Source organism: Streptomyces sp. NBC_01476, from assembly GCF_036227265.1.
Lineage (GTDB): Bacteria > Actinomycetota > Actinomycetes > Streptomycetales > Streptomycetaceae > Actinacidiphila.
The window spans coordinates 223,666-241,744 of record NZ_CP109446.1; the positions used below are offsets into that span (position 1 = coordinate 223,666).

At 72.9% G+C, this 18,079-nt stretch carries 17 protein-coding genes and 1 pseudogene; 3 read left to right on the top strand and 15 right to left on the bottom strand.

Annotated features, from left to right (window positions below; genetic code table 11):
• Positions 1–92 precede the first annotated feature (92 nt).
• Positions 93–2,276, bottom strand: a complete 2,184-nt coding sequence (gene glgX / locus OG552_RS00845) for a glycogen debranching protein GlgX (RefSeq protein WP_329128687.1) — start codon at positions 2,274–2,276, stop codon at positions 93–95.
• Between the two features lie 332 nt (positions 2,277–2,608).
• On the opposite strand from glgX, the gene OG552_RS00850 reads away from it, so the two are divergent.
• A complete protein-coding gene (locus OG552_RS00850; protein ID WP_329128689.1) occupies positions 2,609–3,718 on the top strand; it encodes a nitric oxide synthase oxygenase in 1,110 nt (369 codons plus the stop codon).
• 26 nt (positions 3,719–3,744) lie between these two features.
• Here the strand turns inward: OG552_RS00850 and OG552_RS00855 are convergent, their stop codons facing one another.
• The 6 genes from OG552_RS00855 to OG552_RS00880 all read right to left on the bottom strand — a co-directional run bounded on the left by OG552_RS00855 (position 3,745) and on the right by OG552_RS00880 (position 9,333).
• Complete coding sequence (locus OG552_RS00855; RefSeq protein ID WP_329128691.1) at positions 3,745–4,014, bottom strand: hypothetical protein; 270 nt, start codon at positions 4,012–4,014, stop codon at positions 3,745–3,747.
• Between the two features lie 36 nt (positions 4,015–4,050).
• The gene (locus OG552_RS00860) at positions 4,051–4,935 is read right to left on the bottom strand and encodes an STM4011 family radical SAM protein (RefSeq protein WP_329128692.1); all 885 of its coding nucleotides are present in this window, start codon (positions 4,933–4,935) and stop codon (positions 4,051–4,053) included.
• Positions 4,936–4,941: 6 nt separating this feature from the next.
• Positions 4,942–6,282, bottom strand: a complete 1,341-nt coding sequence (locus tag OG552_RS00865) for an STM4012 family radical SAM protein (RefSeq protein ID WP_329128694.1) — start codon at positions 6,280–6,282, stop codon at positions 4,942–4,944.
• Entirely contained in the window at positions 6,279–7,085 is an 807-nt protein-coding gene (locus OG552_RS00870; protein WP_329140485.1) for an STM4013/SEN3800 family hydrolase, read from the bottom strand. The genes OG552_RS00865 and OG552_RS00870 overlap by 4 nt, the downstream gene beginning before the upstream one ends.
• Before the next feature lie 34 nt (positions 7,086–7,119).
• Positions 7,120–8,268, bottom strand: a complete 1,149-nt coding sequence (locus tag OG552_RS00875; RefSeq protein WP_329128695.1) for an STM4014 family protein — start codon at positions 8,266–8,268, stop codon at positions 7,120–7,122.
• A 102-nt stretch (positions 8,269–8,370) separates the two neighbouring features.
• Positions 8,371–9,333, bottom strand: coding sequence for an STM4015 family protein (locus OG552_RS00880; RefSeq protein ID WP_329128697.1), 963 nt, complete (start codon positions 9,331–9,333; stop codon positions 8,371–8,373).
• A 242-nt stretch (positions 9,334–9,575) separates the two neighbouring features.
• Here OG552_RS00880 and OG552_RS00885 point away from each other — a divergent pair, with 242 nt between their 5' ends.
• Together OG552_RS00885 and OG552_RS00890 are read left to right on the top strand one after the other, a co-directional pair.
• Complete coding sequence (locus OG552_RS00885; RefSeq protein ID WP_329128698.1) at positions 9,576–9,902, top strand: hypothetical protein; 327 nt, start codon at positions 9,576–9,578, stop codon at positions 9,900–9,902.
• Between the two features lie 78 nt (positions 9,903–9,980).
• Entirely contained in the window at positions 9,981–11,018 is a 1,038-nt protein-coding gene (locus tag OG552_RS00890; RefSeq protein WP_443070852.1) for a DUF6745 domain-containing protein, read from the top strand.
• Positions 11,019–11,039: 21 nt separating this feature from the next.
• On the opposite strand, the gene OG552_RS00895 is transcribed toward OG552_RS00890, so the two are convergent.
• The 8 genes and pseudogenes from OG552_RS00895 to OG552_RS00930 all read right to left on the bottom strand — a co-directional run bounded on the left by OG552_RS00895 (position 11,040) and on the right by OG552_RS00930 (position 17,975).
• Positions 11,040–12,242, bottom strand: a complete 1,203-nt coding sequence (locus tag OG552_RS00895; RefSeq protein ID WP_329128700.1) for a YihY/virulence factor BrkB family protein — start codon at positions 12,240–12,242, stop codon at positions 11,040–11,042.
• 97 nt (positions 12,243–12,339) lie between these two features.
• Positions 12,340–13,779, bottom strand: coding sequence for a serine hydrolase domain-containing protein (locus OG552_RS00900; RefSeq protein ID WP_329128701.1), 1,440 nt, complete (start codon positions 13,777–13,779; stop codon positions 12,340–12,342).
• Positions 13,780–13,975: 196 nt separating this feature from the next.
• A pseudogene (locus tag OG552_RS00905) lies at positions 13,976–14,191 on the bottom strand (D-cysteine desulfhydrase family protein); the annotation flags it as partial.
• A 39-nt stretch (positions 14,192–14,230) separates the two neighbouring features.
• On the bottom strand, positions 14,231–15,736 hold the full coding sequence (locus OG552_RS00910; RefSeq protein ID WP_329128702.1) for a metallophosphoesterase family protein: 1,506 nt from the start codon (positions 15,734–15,736) through the stop codon (positions 14,231–14,233).
• Between the two features lie 106 nt (positions 15,737–15,842).
• The gene (locus OG552_RS00915; protein WP_329128703.1) at positions 15,843–16,217 is read right to left on the bottom strand and encodes a hypothetical protein; all 375 of its coding nucleotides are present in this window, start codon (positions 16,215–16,217) and stop codon (positions 15,843–15,845) included.
• 101 nt (positions 16,218–16,318) lie between these two features.
• Positions 16,319–16,720, bottom strand: coding sequence for a roadblock/LC7 domain-containing protein (locus tag OG552_RS00920; protein WP_329128705.1), 402 nt, complete (start codon positions 16,718–16,720; stop codon positions 16,319–16,321).
• Between the two features lie 38 nt (positions 16,721–16,758).
• Entirely contained in the window at positions 16,759–17,532 is a 774-nt protein-coding gene (locus OG552_RS00925; RefSeq protein ID WP_329128707.1) for a transcriptional regulator, read from the bottom strand.
• Positions 17,529–17,975 carry a hypothetical protein gene (locus OG552_RS00930; RefSeq protein ID WP_329128709.1) on the bottom strand — a complete coding sequence of 149 codons (447 nt, stop codon included), beginning with the start codon at positions 17,973–17,975 and terminating at the stop codon, positions 17,529–17,531. The genes OG552_RS00925 and OG552_RS00930 overlap by 4 nt, the downstream gene beginning before the upstream one ends.
• Between the last annotated feature and the right edge of the window lie 104 nt (positions 17,976–18,079).

The window sequence follows — 18,079 nt, forward strand, 5'->3', positions numbered from 1 at the left end:
GCCTCTCCCCCGCCTTGGTACGCCCACTGCCGGTCAGATGAGCGTACGTATTCCGGCTGTCCGGCGGAAGCAGAAGCGGGAGCCCGGATGGATCAGCCGCGGGCCGCCGGGCGCTGCCGGGGCCGGCGGGTGGCGGCGGCCAGTGCGCGGCGCAGCCGGCCGGAGGAGGTGCGGCGCGGGCTGGTGAGCACGATGGCGCCCCGGCCGGGGACCGTCATGGTGCCACCGGCTTTGACCTCGGTCTCGTCGCTGGTGTCGGACTCGGCCGCGGTGTCGACCACGACCCGCCAGCTGTCGCCGTGGTCCCGGTCGGGCAGGACGAAGTCCACCGGCTCGTAGTGGCTGTTGAGCAGGATCAGGAAGGAGTCGTCCACGATGCGGCCACCGTGCGCGTCGGGCTCGGTGATGCCGTCGCCGTTGAGGAACAGGGCCAGCGCGTGCGCGTCGTCACGGTGCCAGTTCTCCTCGGTCATCTCATGGCCGTCGGGCCGGAACCAGACCGAGTCGCCGGTGCCGGTGGCGCCGGTGTCACCGCGCAGGAAGCGGCGGCGGCGGAAGACCGCGTGTTCCCGTCGCAGGGCGATCAGCCGGCGGGTGAAATCGATGAGCTCGCGCTGTTCGGCGCCGAGGTTCCAGTCGGTCCAGGAGGTCTCGTTGTCCTGGCAGTAGGCGTTGTTGTTGCCGTGCTGGGTGCGGCCGAGTTCGTCGCCGTGGGAGATCATCGGGACGCCCTGGGAGATGAGCAGGGTGGTCAGCAGGTTGCGCTGCTGCCGGGCCCGCAGCGCCAGGATCTCCGGGTCGTCGCTCTCGCCCTCCGCCCCGCAGTTCCAGGACCGGTTGTGGCTCTCGCCGTCGCGGTTCTCCTCGCCGTTGGCCTCGTTGTGCTTGTCGTTGTACGACACCAGGTCGCGCAGCGTGAAACCGTCGTGACAGGTCACGAAGTTCACCGATGCCCGCGGGCGGCGGCTGTCGTCCTGGTAGAGGTCGGAGGAGCCGGTCAGCCGGGAGGCCAGGGCGGGCAGGGTCGAGTTCTCACCGCGCCAGAAGTCACGGACCGTGTCGCGGTAGATGCCGTTCCATTCGCTCCACAGCGGGGGGAAGTTGCCGACCTGGTAGCCGCCGTCGCCGACGTCCCAGGGCTCCGCGATCAGCTTCACCCGCGAGACCACCGGATCCTGCTGCACCAGATCGAAGAACGCCGACAGCCGGTCCACCTCGTGGAACTGCCGCGCCAGCGTCGCCGCCAGATCGAACCGGAAACCGTCCACATGCATCTCGGTCACCCAGTACCGCAGACTGTCCATGATCAGCTGCAGCACATGCGGATGCCGCATCAGCAGACTGTTGCCCGTCCCCGTCGTATCGAAATAATGCGCCGGATCATCATCCACCAGCCGGTAGTACGACGCGTTGTCGATCCCCCGGAACGACAGCGTCGGACCCATGTGATTGCCCTCCGCGGTGTGGTTGTACACCACATCCAGGATCACCTCGATCCCCGCCGCGTGCAGCGCCTTCACCATCGCCTTGAACTCCTGCACCTGCCCACCCCGGCCACCCGCCGACGCGTAACCATTGTGCGGAGCGAAGAACCCGATCGTGTTGTAACCCCAGTAGTTCGACAGCCCCCGGTCCAGCAGATGCCCGTCCTGCACGAACTGATGCACCGGCATCAGCTCCACCGCCGTCACCCCCAGACCCGACAGATGCTCCACCACCGCCGGATGCGCCAACCCCGCATACGTCCCCCGCAACCCCTCCGGCAACCCCGGATGCAACCGCGTCAACCCCCGCACATGCGCCTCGTAGATGACGGAGTCGTGGTACGAGTGGCCGGGCGACCGGTCGTCGCCCCAGTCGAAGGAGGGGTCCACGACGACGGAGAGCATGGCGTGCCTGAGGCTGTCCGCGGTGTTGATGCCCTGCGGGTCGGCGAAGGGGTAGCCGAAGAGCGACTCGTGACCGTCGGCCTGGCCGTCGACGGCCTTGGCGTACGGGTCGAGCAGCAGCTTCGCCGGGTTGCACCGGAGCCCGCGGGCCGGGTCGTAGGGGCCGTGCACCCGGAACCCGTACCGCTGCCCCGGCCCCACTCCCGGCAGATACGCGTGCCATATGAAGCCGTCGACCTCGGTGAGCGCCACCCGCTGCTCGCGGCCGGCGTTGTCGATCAGGCAGAGTTCGACGCGTTCGGCGACCTCCGAGAACAGCGCGAAGTTCGTGCCCGCACCGTCATAGGTCGCCCCCAGTGGATAGGGACGGCCGTTCCACTTCTGCATGCAATGCCCCCTCAGAACCTTCCGGCCAGGTCCTCCCGGCGGGTGTATGCGCTCGTCTGCCCCGTGAACCTGACAACATGACGGTGGCCTGGTCAGGTGTCCGGGCCCGCTGCCACCGATGACGGCGAAGTGATCGGTTCCGGTCGAATCCACCGGTGCGGCGGTCACTGCAGGGTACGCGAGTGGCAGCACGCGGCCGGTTGCGGACGATTGCGGGCAGCGGGCGCGGCCGGCCGGTGGTTGGCGGCATCGTCGGTGCTCGTCCACAGCGCCGTCGAACCGGGGTCCGCGTGATACGGAGACTTCTCAGCAGGCCGGCGAGCGCCGGCCCGGTGCGCGGTGAACGGGCGGAGGTGTGGCGGCCGGCTGTGGAGTTCCTGCGGCTCTACCACCGTGAGCAGCCGGACGCCGGGTCCCTGGAGGACCGGCTCGCCGAGGTGCGTGCGGAGCTGGACGACACCGGTACCTACCGGCACACAGGCGAGGAACTGGCCTTCGGCGCCCGGGTCGCCTGGCGCAACAGCAACCGGTGCATCGGCCGGCTGTACTGGCGCTCGCTCCAGGTGCGCGACCTCCGGCACCTCGGTGACGGTGCCGGCGACGCCGCCGCGATCGCCAAGGAGTGCGCCGCCCATCTGCGGATCGCCACCAACGGGGGCCGGATCCGCCCGCTGATCTCGGTGTTCGCCCCTGCCGCGCCGGGCCGGCCCGGGCCGCGTATCCACAGCGACCAGCTGATCCGCTACGCCGGCTACCGCGACCGCGACGGGCGGGTGACCGGCGATCCGCTCAACACCGGGCTCACCGATCTGGCACTGGGGCTGGGCTGGCGGCCCGGCGAGCGGACCCCGTTCGACGTGCTGCCCCTGATCGTGCGGGGCGCCGGCGGGGCGCCGCGGTTGTTCCCGCTGCCGCAGGACGCGGTACTCGAGGTGCCGCTCGACCACCCGGAGCAGCCGTGGTCGGAGCAGTGGGGGCTGCGCTGGCACGCGGTGCCCGCGGTCTCCGACATGTGCCTGGAGATCGGCGGCATCTGCTACCCGGCGGCGCCCTTCAACGGCTGGTACATGGGCACCGAGATCGGGGCGCGCAACCTGGCCGACACCGACCGCTACGACCTGCTGCCGCGGGTCGCCGGCAGCCTCGGCCTGGACACCGGGACGGACCGCTCGCTCTGGAAGGACCGGGCGCTGGTGGAGCTGAACCGGGCGGTGCTGCACTCCTTCGACCGGGCCGGGGTGACGATGGCGGACCACCACACCGAGTCCCGGCGCTTCCTGCAGCACATCGCCCGCGAGGGACAGAAGGGCCGGCAGGTGGGCGCCGACTGGTCATGGATCGTGCCGCCCATGTCGGGGGCGGCGACGCCGGTCTTCCACCGCACCTATGACGCGACCGAACGCACACCGGCGTTCGTACGGCACGGCAGGACGACCGGCTGAGCGGGCCGGCCGCCCCAGCGGGGGTGCTACGCGGCGGGGCGGCGCAGGGCGAGCCGCAGCGTGCAGGCCGGCTCGGCGCTCTGGTACGCCCAGGTGGCGTCGGTGACCTCGTAGCCGGGGCCGTCGGCGAGCCAGTCGGCGGCGGCCTGGAAGACCGCGGCGGGCGCGTTCCCGGCCAGCGCCAGCACGCCGCCGTCCTCGACCGCGACCCACAGGTCGACATGGCTGTTGACGAACGACCCGGCCCGGTCCCGCAGTTCGTCCGACAGCGTCGGGCTTTCGTCGGCGATCGTCATGGCGCGCCCCCTCGTTGGTCCTCCGGTGTCTGCCGGTCACCTTCCCCGAAGTCCGGTCGTCACGCCGGTCCGCGGCGGTGAAAGGGCCGGTATCCGCTCCAGTACACCACCGGCGAACACGTCGTACAGCGGCAGCGATTCGAGGTGGACGTAGCCGATGTGGCAGTCGCAGACCGCGAGCGGGCATGGCCGGGGCCCGAGCGCGCCGCGGTAGGAGCCGTCGTAGAGGTTGCCGAGTTCGGTGCGGACGAAGTGGCAGCGGCGTACGGTGCCTTCGCCGTCGACGGAGAGCACGGATTCGCCGGTGCGGCACGGCAGTCCGGCGGAGCGGTGGGGGTGCCGGCTGTAGGCGAAGAGCGGGTCGATCCCGGTCCAGGAGGCGGCTTCGGCATCGGTGTAGGTGTGGCCCTCGGCCGCGTTGATCCACAGGTAGACCTGCTCGGGCAGCGCGGCGCGCAACGCGCGGGCGTGGTCGAGGTGTTCGGGCAGGCCGACCACGCCGACGCTGAACCGGACGCCCAGCGCGGTGAGTTCGCGGGTCTTGGCGAGGAACCGGTCGTAAGGGGTCTGGCCGGGGTGGTAGGTGCACCACAGGGCCACGGTTTCCCGGTCGGCCGCGGCGAGCCAGTCGGTACGGCAGCTGAGATTGGTCTGGATGGCGACCCGCCGGACGTGCGGCTGGTGGGAGAGGCCGACGATCGCCCGGCGGTACCAGGAGCGGACCAGTCCCTCTCCCCAGGGGGTGAACAGGACGGACAGCCGGTCGTCGCGCTGCCGGCCGGCCCATCCGGTGAAGCGGTCGAGGGCGGCCCGGTCGGCACGGAGCTGTTCGGGGGTGTCCCGTCGCTTGGCGAACGGGCAGTAAGGGCAGTCGTAGTCGCAGGAGGCGAGCGGGCCGCGGTAGAGGAGCGTCAGGTCCACCGGTGGTCACCTGGCCTCGTACGCGGCCATCGCGGCACGTACCGCGGGCGAGAAGAGGACGGGGCCGAGCGCGTCGGAATGGGCGAGCCCCTCGGGTGACAGGCGCAGGAGCGCAGGGCCGGCCTCCTGGTCCAGCCAGCCGCGGTCGGCGAAGCCGGCGAGTTCGGCGGGGAAGTCGGTGCGCGGGTCGGTGCCGAACCTCTCCCGGTACTCGGCGACCGGCAGCCCGGCGGCCTGGAGCAGGGACTGCAGCAGATGCCGGCGGCGTGCTTCCGCGGTGTCGACAGCGCGGCCGTGGCGGGCGGTGGTGAAGTCCCGGGCCTGCGTGTAGTCGTCGATGATGGAACGGATGCGGTGCATGTCGACGGCGTAGTCGAAGGAGTAGTGCAGGGACGCGGTGTAGGAGCGGGCCCCGCAGCCGAGGCCGATCATGCCGTCGGTCTGGCAGGCGTGGTCGTCGGGTCCCTGCGCGGCGGCTCCCCGGCGGCGGAACATACGCATCGACACCTGTTCGTAGCCGCGGGCGAGCAGGTGGTCGCGGCCCTGCCGGTAGAGGCGGAGCCGCTGCTCGTCCCAGGCCGGGTCGGTGTCCTCGGCGCGGCGCGCCAGGCCGGTGAGCGGGCGGACGTACAGCGGGTAGAGGTACAGCTCCTCGGGCTGCCAGGCCAGGGCGGCGTCCAGCGAGGCGCGCCAACTGGCCGGGGTCTGGCCGTCGATGCCGTAGATGAGGTCGATGTTGAGGACCGGCACGGCGGTGTCCCGGATGCGGGTCAGTGCCGCCTCGACGTCGGCGCGGCGCTGCGGGCGGACCGCTGCCCTCGCCTCGTCGTCCACGAAGCTCTGCACACCGAGGCTGACGCGGGTGGCACCGCGGTCGGCCAGCACCGCGAGGCGGTCCGCGGTGGCCGTCGCGGGGGACGCCTCCACCGAGAGCGGGACGGCCCGCAGGTCGGCGCCCATCCGGTGCTCGGCGATGTCGCAGAGCCGCTCCAGTTCCCCGGCGTCCAGGAAGGTCGGGGTGCCACCGCCGAAGGCCGCGGTGGCGAAGCGGACCGGTCCGTCGTCGCCGAGAGCGTCGCGGACCGCGGCGGCCTGCCGGTCGAGGGCGTCGAGATAGCGGGTGGTGAGCTCGCCGGGGGCACCGATCCTGGTGAAGAGGTTGCAGAAGCCGCAGCGGACTTCGCAGAAGGGTATGTGGAGGTAGAGGGAGAGAGCGTCCCTGGGTTCGTCGCGCCACAGGTCGCGCAGGGCCGGGCGGTGCGGCAGCGGGCGGTACGCGGTCTTGTGCGGGTAGGCGTACACATAGGACTGGTACGGGCGCACCGGGGCGAGGGCGGAGGTGGTCATACGGACGGCTCCAGGAAGAAGTGGGCGTAGGGCACCGTCCAGACCGCCGGGTGGCCCAGGCGGTGGCCGGTGTAGCCGTCCTCGCCGTAGGTGGTGCCGTGGTCGGAGCAGACGATCGCGAAACAGCGGTGGCGGGCGCGCAGGAGGCCGAAGAGCCGGCCGATGTGCCGGTCCACGTACTCCAGGGCGGCCCGGTGGGTGGCGCGGGTGTCCCCCGCCTCCCGGGTGGCGCCCGGCAGGTGGAACCAGTTGGGCTGGTGCAGCGCGGAGACGTTGACGAAGAGGAAGAGCCTGCGGTCGTGGGGCAGTCGGGCGATGCTCTGCTCGGCGCGGGAGATCTGCGCCTCGAAGGAGGTGGCGGAGGTGACGCCGAACTCCGGTTCCCAGTGGCTTTCCTGGAAGAGGCCGGGCAGCACGCCGCCCTGGGCACCGCGGTTGTTGAAGAAGCCGACGCCGCCGATGCAGACGGTGCGGTAGCCGGCCGCGGCGAGCCCCGAGACCAGGTCGGGGGTGTCGAAGACATAGGTGCGCTCGGCGGTGCTCTCGCTGCCGGCGAACCGGGCGGCGAAGAGCCGGGGGTGCGGTCCGGGAGCGGCCGGTGTGGGCAGGAATCCGGCGAACATCGCCTGGTGCGAGGCGTAGGTGAAGTTGCCGGGGGCGTGCCGCTCCTCCCAGGCACCGCCGGGCAGGTGCCGGGCGAGGTTGGGCAGCCGCCCCGCCGCGGCGAGTTCGGCGGCGACGTCGTAGCGCAGGGTGTCGAGGGTGAGCAGCAGCAGGTCGTCACGGCCGACGACCGCGTTCATGTCGGGGGCGGCCGGGTGGCCGGCCGCGCGGGCGTCAGGCATGGTCGGTCCTTGCGAAGGGGAGCGGGGGTGGGTCCGCGGGCGCGCGCCGCAGCACGGCGGCGAGCTGCGTCTGGTAGGTGTCCAGGCCCTCGGCGCCGCTGCCGGGCAGACCGGTGAGGCGCGGCAGCAGGTCACCGAAGGCGTTCACCTCACCGACGGCGAACCGCTGCCAGCCCATGGCCGGCAGGAGGTCGACCCCGACGCACAGGGTGCCGGGGAAGCAGGCGGCGGCCCGTTCGCACATCCGCAGGGCGTCGTTCCAGTGCGGCCCCGCGGCCTCGACGGCGGCGCCGAGGTCGCCGCGGGCGCCGCCGAGGTGAAGGTTGGTCAGCGGGGTGCGGCTGGTGCGCACCACGGCGTGGGTGGCGCGGCCGGCGATGACCACGATCCGCAGGTCGGAGGTGCGGCCACCGAGTGACGCCTTGGGCAGCCAGCGTTCGATGTGCAGGCCGTCGGGGGCCAGGGCGTCGACCAGGGCGGCGATCTCCGTTTCGCTGGTGCAGCGCCTGACCCGGAGCGAGTTGTGCAGCCGGCCGTTGTCGGACTCCACCGAGGTGGTGGCCTGCACCCGGCCGCGGCCGGCGGTCTCCACGGCGAGCACCCCGGAGGCCGAAGAGCCGTGGGCGAGCTTGACGAAGGCGCGCGGCATGCGGTGGCTCCGCATCAGAGCCCTGACGTCGGCCCAGTCGCGCACCGGGACGCCGGCGCCGGAGGTGGGCGAGTCGGGGACGGGGACGTCCGCGTCGGCCAGCGCGCGGTGGCAGCGCCGCTTGTCGAAGAGCACCGCGAGTTCGCCCGGGTCGTCGAGCCGTACACCGCCGCGCAGGGTGCGCACGGCGCTGGTGAAGCGGGCGTACCAGCGGGCGCTGCCCTCGACCCTGGTGGGGTCGTCGGTGTCCCGCAGCAGCCGGTCGACCTCGGGGTTCTCGCCGGGTGACTCCAGCCGTACGGTCTCGTCGCCGTCGAAGGCGGCGCCGCCGTCGCGCAGGACGGTGAGCCAGGGGACGACGCGGGGCGCCGGCAGGCCGGCGCTCACCGCCGCGGCGGTGAAGAACCGCACCCGGCGGTTCTCCGGGTTGCCGACGACGGCCAGCCGGGGGGTCGCGTGCGCGGCGCCGGGCGCCGCTGTCCGGTGGGCCATGCCGCCCCTTTCTCTCGTGCACCCGCGGGCACGCCGTGGTGCCTTCGCGCTGCTGTCCGGTGCCCTCAGTCGCTCTTCACGGTGCTCTTCGGGATCAGGCGCTCACTCGGCGACGGCGACGTAGCGCCAGACGGTGCCGTCCTCGTCCTCCTCCTCGTCCTCGGCGTCGTCCTTGGAGAGGTCGAGTTCCACGCCGGCCTCGGCCAGAGCCTCTTGGAGGCGTTCCTTGATCGGGTCGCTGAGGTAGTTGTGGTGCAGGTCGAGCTGCTTGAGGTGGGTGAGGGGCTGGCCGCCGAGCAGCGCGGTGGCCCCTTCGTCGGAGAGCACGCCCATGGACAGGTCGAGCCTCTCCAGCCGGGCGACGACCGGCGCGGCGGCGAAAGCGGCGGCGATCTCGTCCTGCAGGTCGCTGTTGCGCAGCGCCAGGGAGCGCAGGGCGGGCAGCCGGGTGCCGGCGAAGAACGGTGCCAGGTCGGCGATCTCGCAGTCCCCGCCGTACTCCCCCGTGCCGAGCCACAGGTCGAGGTGCTCCAGCCCGGGGAAATCACCGGCGGCGACCCCGCGGACCGCGTCGGCGGGCATGCCCCCCGTCTCGACGGTGAGGGAACGCAGCTTCTCGTGGCGGACGGCCGGGAACTCCAGGCCGTTGCCGCCGCGGACGCCGAGCACCTCCAACTGCGGGAAGCCCGCAAGCAGCGGGGTCACGTCGCCCTGGATGATCCAGGAGATCTCGCACTCCTCCGTCACCAGGTCGCCGATGAACACCGCGCGCAGGGCGGGCAGGCGGTCGCGCACCGCGAGCAGCGCGGCGACGACCTCCTCGGGACCGTCCTCGTACGGTGAGCTCCAGGCCCCGGCTATCAGGGCACGGACCCGGGTGGTGTCGACGGTCTCGGTGAAGCGGGTGAACGCCTCCGGCCAGCTCTCCTGGCTGTCGTACGAGGACACCGCGATCCGCCAGGCGACCGCGTCGGGCGCCGGCAGCTCGGACTTTCCGGCTTCGTACACGGCGAAGTCGTGGGCCGGCAGGCCGTCCAGCTCCTGGAGGTGGTTCCCGATGGTCATGTCCGCCTTGCTCCTGACGCTTCGAAGTGCCGTACGGGCCGGGTGGGTACGGCGTGCTGCGGCCGGCCGGGGCCGTCGCCGGATGAGGCAAGTTCTACCAAGCGGCACTGACAGCGCCGGTCGCCGGGCCCGCCGTGAGCCGCCCGCGGGCCGTTCGCGAGCCGCCCGCAGGCCACTGTCGGACCCCGCCGCTACGGTCGGAACCGACGGCGGCGCACCGCGCGTCGCGGGGAGGGAGTGCCGTGTACCGGCAGGGGGATGTGCTGATCGTGCCGATCGAGGAGTCGGCGCTGCCGTCCGGGATCGAGGACGCGCCGCGCCAACCTCGGAACGCACGGGGGCGGTTGGTGCTGGCGCTGGGCGAAGTCACCGGGCACGCGCACGCGGTGGTCGGCGCCGGGCGGCTGGTGCGCGAGGCGGGTCCCGCCGGGCCGATGCTGCTGCATCTGCCGGAGGGCGGCCGGGTGGTGCACGAGGAGCACGGGCCGATATCGCTGTCCAGGGGCTGGTACCGCGTGGTGCGGCAGCGGGAGTACGTGCCGGGTTCGGTACGGCTGGTGGCCGACTGACCACTGCGGCGGGGACGTCGGGTGCGCGGCAGGCAGCGATCCGGGCGGGAAGGGCTCGCCCGTGCGGGAGGGAGTGGCGTGAACGAGGGTGACGGGACCGGCGGCGTGGCCACCGGGGATTTCTGGCGGCGGACGGCCGCGGCCACCGGGCCGGCGGACCGCGCGGCGGCCGAGGCCGGCGTGCGGCTGGCGTACCGCTGGGCCGGGCTGCCGGAGCCGGCGGACATCCGGTGGGTGGCCTCGCCACGGGAGGCGGTGCGCCGGCTTGCCGCGCAGCCGGCCGGGAGCCGGGGCCGCAGTGTGCGGGACGCCGTGCGCAGCCGGCCGTGGGCGGCGGAGCGGGACCGGCTGCACACGCTGCTCGGGCCGGCCGGTTGGACCGAGCGGTGGAACGCCACCGGAGCCGGGCTGTGGGACATCACGCAGGGGCTGGTCAGCCGGATCCGTACCGGGATCATCGAGGTGTACGCGGCGGACCCGCGGCAGCAGGCGGCGATCCGGCTGGTGCTGCTCGACGCGGTGCTCGGGCAGCAGGACGCCGCGTGGCTGTGCGCCTTCGACACCTCGGCGGACACTCCGCTGGCGGGCCTGGCCGCGGTCGCCGGGGCGGCCGGCTGGTGGTGGCCGTACGAGCGGACCGCCGTGCTCTGCGAGCGGCCTGTGGAACTCCACCGGGACGAGGCCGGCCGCCTCGACCGGGCGGACGGTCCGGCGCTGGCCTTCTCCGACGGCTTCGCGCTGTACGCCTGGCGGGGCATGCCGGTGCCCGCGGAATTCCTGGCGGAACTCGGGGCGCTGACCGCCGAGCGGATCCGCACGGAGGAGAACGCGGAGCTGCGCCGGGTGATGCTGGAGCACTACGGCTACGACCGCTATCTCGACGAATCAGGGGCGGTGCCGCTGCACAAGGACGAGACGGGTGTGCTGTGGCGGATAGCACTGACCGGTGACGAGGACGTGGTGATGGTCGAGGTGGTCAACTCCACGCCGGAGCCGGACGGCACCAGTCGTACGTACTGGCTGCGGGTGCCGCCAGGGACGCGGACGGCGAAGGAGGGCGTGGCGTGGACGTTCGGGCTGACCGCCGAGGCGTACGCGCCGCAGCGGCAGACCTGACGGCGGGCGGCACCGGCCGGCTCAGTCGGCCGGAGTGGGCGGGTCGGCGGGAGGGGGCGGGTCGGCGGGACCCGTCCCGCGCCATCGTGTCGCCCCGCCCTGCGTGCCGTTGGTGCCGCCGTCGCACGGGCCGCGCTCACCCTTCGCCGTGCCCTCCTCGCCGGCCGTACCCCCGGGCTTCCTGTCGGCGTGATCCTGGCCGGCGACAGGCCCCCGCGCTCCCCCGTCCTGTCGGCTGCGTGCCGCCGGCTGGTCGAAGGAGACCCGGATGTGCTCGAAACCCTTGAACTTCTCGGTGGTGGCGTACGAGGTGTACGCACGCTCGTCGGCCTGGTTGAGGACGACCTTGTCGGTGAAGAGGGTGGGCAGGCTGCGCGGCCACAGACGGCGGACCCGCACGGAGGTGACCTCGGCGGCGAGGACGAAGATCAGCGCCCCGAGGTAGATCCACGTCAGCAGGCCGAGCACGATCCCGAAGAGGCCGTAGGTCGCGGTGGCGCCGCGCAGCTGGTGCCGTACGTAGTAGGTGCCCGCCCACTGCACGGCCTGCCACAGCACGGCGCCGCCCGCCGCCGCGCCGGCCAGGTGGCGCAGCCGCACGCTGCGGACGGTGAAGAAGCGGTAGGCGAAGAGCAGCAGTCCGACGTTGACCGCGACCGAGACGAGGGTGGCCCCGGTCCTGACGGCGACGCCGAGGCGCGCGCCGAAGAACCGTTCGTCGGCGGCGAGGGCGGTCAGGCTGGTGGTGGCGAGCAGCCCGATGCCGAAGCCGCCGAGCACCAGCAGGCTGCGCAGCCGGGCCCGCAGCGGATCGGGCCGGGCGTGCCGGGGTACCGCCCAGATCTTCGACAGCGCGTTCTGGGCGGCCTGGGCGACGCCGAGCGTCCCGTACAGCCCGCCGATCGCGCCCGCCGCCACCGCCAGCGGGTTGCCGTGGAAGGAGGTGATGTTCTCGCCGATCTGGTCGCCGATCACCGGGAACTGGTGCAGCGCCGAGTCGACGACCATCTGCTGCAGGTGCGGGTCGTTGTGCAGCACGAAGCCGAGGACCGACACGAGCAGCAGAAGCAGCGGGAACACCGACAGGAAGCCGTAGTAGGCGATGAGGGCGGCGAGGTAGCCGCCCTGGTCCTCCACGAACTTGTAGACCACCGCGAGGGGCACGCCGGCCCAGCCGTGCCGCTGCTGGTAGGCGTCGAACCGCCGCACCGCCCGCATGGCCATCACCGCCTGTCCCCGTGGGGCCGCCCCGCGCTCCCGATGATCGCCGGCCGGTCACGGGTGTTCTTCCCCCGGGCGGCCCCGGCAGACCACGCGGACCTCAGCGTTCGGGTGACCGGTACTGGTGCAGGGGGCCGGGGTGCAGCGGCGCGGTGTGCCAGCGGGCGGTGAAAGTGCCCTCCGGCAGCGAGCAGCTGACCGTCAGGCGGTGCGGAGTCTCCAGGAAGGCGATGTCCGCCGTGAAGGTGGCCGGGTCCGGCCAGGTGGCGGTGACAGCGGCGGGTACCGGCGTGTCGGCGACCGTCCAGCCGGAACCGCCGAAGGCCAGGTCCAGTGGCGTGTCGCTGTCGGTGAGGGTGAGCGTCCAGCCGGTCCCGGCGGCGGTGAGGGTGGCGGCGGTCAGCGTCGGCTGGGCCGCGCAGCCACCGCCCTCGGGGGCGAAGGAGACACCGGACCAGGCGTCCGGGTCCGCCGGGGTCCCGGGGCCGGCGGCGGGCGTGGGAAGCGCGAGCCGGGCCAGCCGCTCACGCAGCGCGGTGTCGGCCTTGTCCCGGCCGGGCAGCGGCGCGGAGCCGAAGGCCGGCAGCAAGTGGTCCCACATGAGGTTCACCTGGTCCTGCATGAGTTCGGTCTGCGCGGTCATCGCGATCACCGCGTCGTACTCGGGCAGCACCACGCAGAACTGCCCGTACGCGCCGTCACCGCGGTATCCGTGCCGGGACTGCCAGAACTGGAAGCCGTAGCCCTGCTGCCAGTCCGACGTGGCGGCCTCGGGGGTGCCGCTGGAGTTCGCGATGTGACAGCGGGTCGCCTCGGCGACCCAGGAGGCGGGCAGCAGCCGCTCACCCTCCCAGACGCCGCCCTGCAGGTAGAGCTGTCCGAGCCTGGCGACAGCGTCGGTGGTCGCGTGCAGACCGCTGAATCCGATCGCGCGGCCGGCCGGGTACTCCAGCCAGCCCACGTCGCCGATGCCGAGCGGGTCGAGCAGCCGGGGCCGCAGATACGCGGTCAAGGTGGCGCCGGTGACACGCTGGACGATCGCGGCGAGGGTGTACGTAGCGGGCTGGTTGTACGCGAAGACGGTGCCGGGGGCGCGGTCCGGGGGCAGCAGCAGGAAACCGCGGACGGGCTCGTCGGGGTCGCGTGCCAGGGCACGCTGCTGGGTGTCCGCGAGGTGCCCCGAGGCCATCGAGGCGATGTGCCGGACCAGCATGGCGCGGCTGCGCGGGTCGGTGATCCCGGCTTCGAACTCGGGGAAGTACGAGACGACCGGTGCGTCGAGGTCGAGCAGTCCTTCGGCGACGGCCAGGCCGGCGGCGGTGGCGGTGAAGCTCTTGCTGAGGGAGTAGAGCAGTTGCTTCCGGCCGGCGGTGTAGGGCGCCCACCAGCCGGCGGCGATGAGCTTGCCGTGCCGCAGGATCATCAGACTGTGCGGCTCGATGCCGGGGGCGGCCTCCACCGCGTCGAGGAAGGCTTCGATCCCGGTCGCGTCGACGCCTTGGGCGGCGGGCGTGTCGGCGGGCAGCGGGCGAGCGGTCATCAGGTGTCTCCCTCCGGCCGGGCGGAACGACCGGACCGGAACGACGGCCGCCGGTCGTACGGTTCGGTGCGCGTCCCCGGCGCCCGGGTGCGTGCATCCGTCATCCTTCCCGGGCGGCCCGTGGGTGTCCAGATGCCGTCGGCGCTGCCCAGGGGGCGGATGGATGCCAGGGCGTGTCCGGCACCTGCCGCCGTCCGCCGGTGGTGACCAGGACGGTGGCGCCGTCGGCGAGCGCCCGGCCGCAGGTCCATTCGAGCTTGCGGACCTTGTTCCCGCCGCCGCCGAGGCCGGTGAGGTCGTCCCGTTTGACCCACAGGTCGCCGGCGCCAAGGCCCAGCGCCCGGGGGGCGGGCTCGACCGGGGTCGGCCAGGACCCCAGCGACACCCGCCGGTCGGTACCGGGCTCCGTCATCGTGCACCTCCGCGATCGCGTCGCCCCAGCGTACGGGCGCTATGCGGGGTCCGGCGGGAGCGTGATGGTGAAGTCGTCCTCGACCGGCGGGTCGAGTTCCTGCTCACGCATGCCGGTGGCGGCGTAGGCCCGGATCCGGACCTCGCCCGGGGTGACGTCGAGCCGCAGGAAGCTCTTGAAGAACGGCGGGCTGAAGGTCGCCGAGCCCGGTGAGAGCACCTTGGTGTACGTCTTGCGCACCGGCAGCCGCAGCCATGCCTTCCGGTGCGGGGAGGGCGCCACCCCGAGTACGGTCGCGACGAATCTGCTCCGCCAGGTGACATGGGCGTCGGCGGGCCGGACGGGAGTGATGCCGAGCCGCTTGGCGACCACCGCACCCGCCTGCTCGGGGGTGAGCTCGAAGAGCTTGCGCAGCCGCAGCCGGCGGCCGTAGAGCCGGCTGTAGAAGGCGAGCGAGTCGCCCCGCAGCGGGTAGCAGCGGAAGTCCTCTTCGACCACGCCGCCGACGGCGACCCGCGGGATGGTGTGGGTGGCGTGCATGAAGGCGCCGCCGCCGCCCGCGACCACGTACTCGATCCGGCGGCCGTCGACGTCGACCGGGTAGTGCTGGTAGTTGTGGATGTCGCCGCCGATGGCTGCCACGAAGTTGTTGGCGGGGTCGCGGACGATGTCGTCCACGGTGCCGCCGCCGGCTATCGCGCAGGGGTCGTACCGGCCGTCCACGTAGAGCGGGGAGCCGGTGATCAGGATCTTGGGCCGGGGCCCCTGGGAGACGCGGCGCAGCCACTGTCCCTGCTGCTGGTCGATGTCGCCGAGCAGACCGGTGTCGATACCGATGATCCGCAGGGGGCCGGTGTCCAGCGCCCAGTAGGGACCCGGCTGTTCCGCGGCCTGTGCGGGCTTCGAGCGCAGCAGCCGGGCCCGGTCGAGGGCCGCGTCGTCGGGGGTGTCCGGGCGCTTCCACAGCAGGGTGCGCCACCAGGCTGCCGACAGCAGCCTGGGCCGGGGCGGCTCGGGCAGCTGCGGGGCGCGGCAGAAGACCCGCATGAAGCCGGTGAGGCCGTCGTACCAGTCGTGGTTGCCGGGGACGGCGTAGATCGGGGCGTCGTAGTCCTTGTACGGCCGGAAGAACTTGTGGGGATACTCGTTGGCGCTGCCCACCGGGTAGAGGACGTCGCTGGACAGCACGGCGAAGCGGGTGTCCGCGCCGGCCTTCAACAGCCCCGGGACGACGGCGTATTGCGGGTCGTCGCCTTCGCCGGTGTCCGCGATGTACACGAAGGAGTAGGCGGCCGGGTCGTCTCGCCGGATGACCAGGTCGGGGTCGCCGCCGCGCTCCAACTGCCCCTGGACCCACCGTTCGCGGTCGGTGCCGGTCGGGTCGCCGAAGAGGGAGGCGAGCGGTCCGTTGCGGGCCTTCCACAGCGTCGCGGGGTTGAGCCAGAAGACCTTGGGAACGTCGTCGGGCATCAACTCCCGGTAGGAACCGGGTTGTTGGCTGCGCCATCCGGCGCCGGCCGCGGAGTCACGTGAAGAGGCGGGCACCGGCGCACTGTAACAAGCGGGCCGGGCCGGCAGCCGCGGAACGGGCGGGGTGGCACCCCTTCCCCGCTGCGGGCCGCGTCCGGACCGCCGGGGAAGGGGCGCGCCCTCACATCTCCAGATCGCTCTCGATCCGCTTGAGCTGGTGGCGGGCCATGGCGAGGTTGGAGCGCTGCTTGTCCAGCGCGAGGTAGAGGAACAGGCCGGATTTGCCGCGCCCGTGGAGCAGCCGGATCAGGTGGTACTGGGAGCCGAGGGTGATCAGGATGTCCTCGATCTCGTCCTTGAGGCCCAGCATTTCCATGGTGCGTGCCTTGGCCCGCACCACGTCGGTGTTGCCGGCCGCGGCGACGGTGAGGTCCAGGTCCTTGCCGCCGCCAAGGGTGCCCAGCGCCATGCCGCTGGAGTAGTCGACGAGGGCGACGCCGATGACGCCCTCGATGCTCGTCATCGCGTCCTTGAGGGCTGTTTCGGTGTTGGCCATGATGTCTGTGCTTCCTTTCGGGGTGCCGGGTCGTTCCGGCTGCCTGGTGGGGGTGCGTGGGATTCTGGCCGTGGCGCTGCGCGCCCGGGGAGTGCGTTCGGTCATGAGGGTCGGGCGTCCTCCGTTCGGTCGGCGGCGCCGTCGAGCAGCAGTGCGAGGGACGCGCCGCAACGGCGGGCCTCCAGGTGCAGCCGGCCCACGTTGATCTGCGGTCCGGCGAGGACGGTGAGGACGAGCTGGTCGCCGGCCGCGTAGGTGGCGATGTAGCCGTGTCCGGTGCGGATCAGCTGCTCGCGGAAGGTGTGCTGGCCGGCCGCGTCGGTCAGCCGCAGGCCCACGCCGAGGGCGGCGGCGGTCAGTGCGGCGAAGCCCTCCGGCTCGATGGCTGGGGCGTCCTCGGCGACGACCATGCCGTCGACGGTCGCCGCGAGGACGCCCGTGACGTCCGGCAGCCGTGAGCGCAACCGGCCGATCTCGTCGCGTACTTCGGCCTCGTGGACCATCAGCTTCCTCCTCTCGGCGCGCTGTCTCAGCGTCCGTCTCACAGGTGCTCCAGGGCGTCACGGAGACGGCGCAGCATGGCCGTGTCCGGGTCGCCGCCGATGTCTTTGAACCACAGCGGTGCTCTGGCGGTGGGGGGTGCGCCGTCGGGCGGGGCGAGGTGTCCGGCGGCGGCGAGCCGCCGGACGTCGACCAGGGTGTGGAAGGCGGGGCGGCCGAGGGCGGCGGCGATGGCGGCCGGGGTCCGTGAGCCGTCGGCGAGGTCGAGCAGGGCCCGCTGCCGCCGGGTGACGGGCGGCAGCCGGGCGGCGGGGCGGCGTACCAGCGGGGCGTCGTCGAGACCCGGGTGCGGCCACAGCGCGTCGAGCAGGCGTCTGCGGCGGCGGGCCTCACGCTCGACCTCGTGCACGGGCACCGCGCTCACGACGCCGAACCAGTGCTCGGCGCCGTGCCGGAAGCGGCTGGGTCCGCCACTGGGGGCCAGGACGAAGAAGGCGGCGTCGTGCAGGGTGCCGAGCTGGCTGATCTCCACCTCGCCGGCCGAGAGCCGGCGGTGGTCGATCAGCCAGTGGCCGATGCGACACTGGGCGCCGGCCTGGTCGACGGCCTCCCGCCACGCCTCAGCGGGGAGCCGGCCGCCGGTGGTGAGCAGCCGTTCGATGCCTGGTGCGCTGGGGCTCTCCGCGTGCACGACCGCGCCGTCGGAGAGATAGAGGACGCCGGTGCTGCGCAGCAGGGCGCCGGTGGCCCGCTCTTGGGCGAGGCGGACCAGCAGGGGCGACAGCGGGGCGCTGGCGGCCCGCGTGGCGGTCATGCGAGCACCAGCCGCTCGGCGAGGTCGCGCAGCCGCAGGAGGGCCAGCGCCAGGTTGGCGTGCGTCCGGTCGAGCCACAGGTGCAGGAACAGGCCGCCTTCGTACGGGGACGCGACGAACCGCAGCAGGTGGTAGTCGGTGCGGGTGACCACCACCAGGTCCTCGACCGGCGGGGCCTTGGCGTCCATGCCAACGTCGGCGTCCGTTCCGGCGTCGGCGTCGGCCGGGAGTCCGTGCCCGCCGGTCTCCGGCGCGGTGAAGACCGGGTGTTCGGCGGCGGCCCGGGCGAACTCGGCGGTCTCGGCGGCCATCGCCTCGTGGTCGCCGCCGGGTGCCTCGCCGATCCTGCCGAGCGCGAGACCGCTGATCCACTCCACCAGAGCGGCACCGCGCGCCCCGGGCAGCGTCATCGCTTCGAGCAGGCACTCGTCGATCCCGGACACGTAACTCCCCTCACTGCACGGCAGGTTGGGCCGTCACCGGCCGGCGTGTTCCGGCGGTGACGAAGAAATTACGCACCGCTGCACCCGGTTCGGGGATTTCCGTC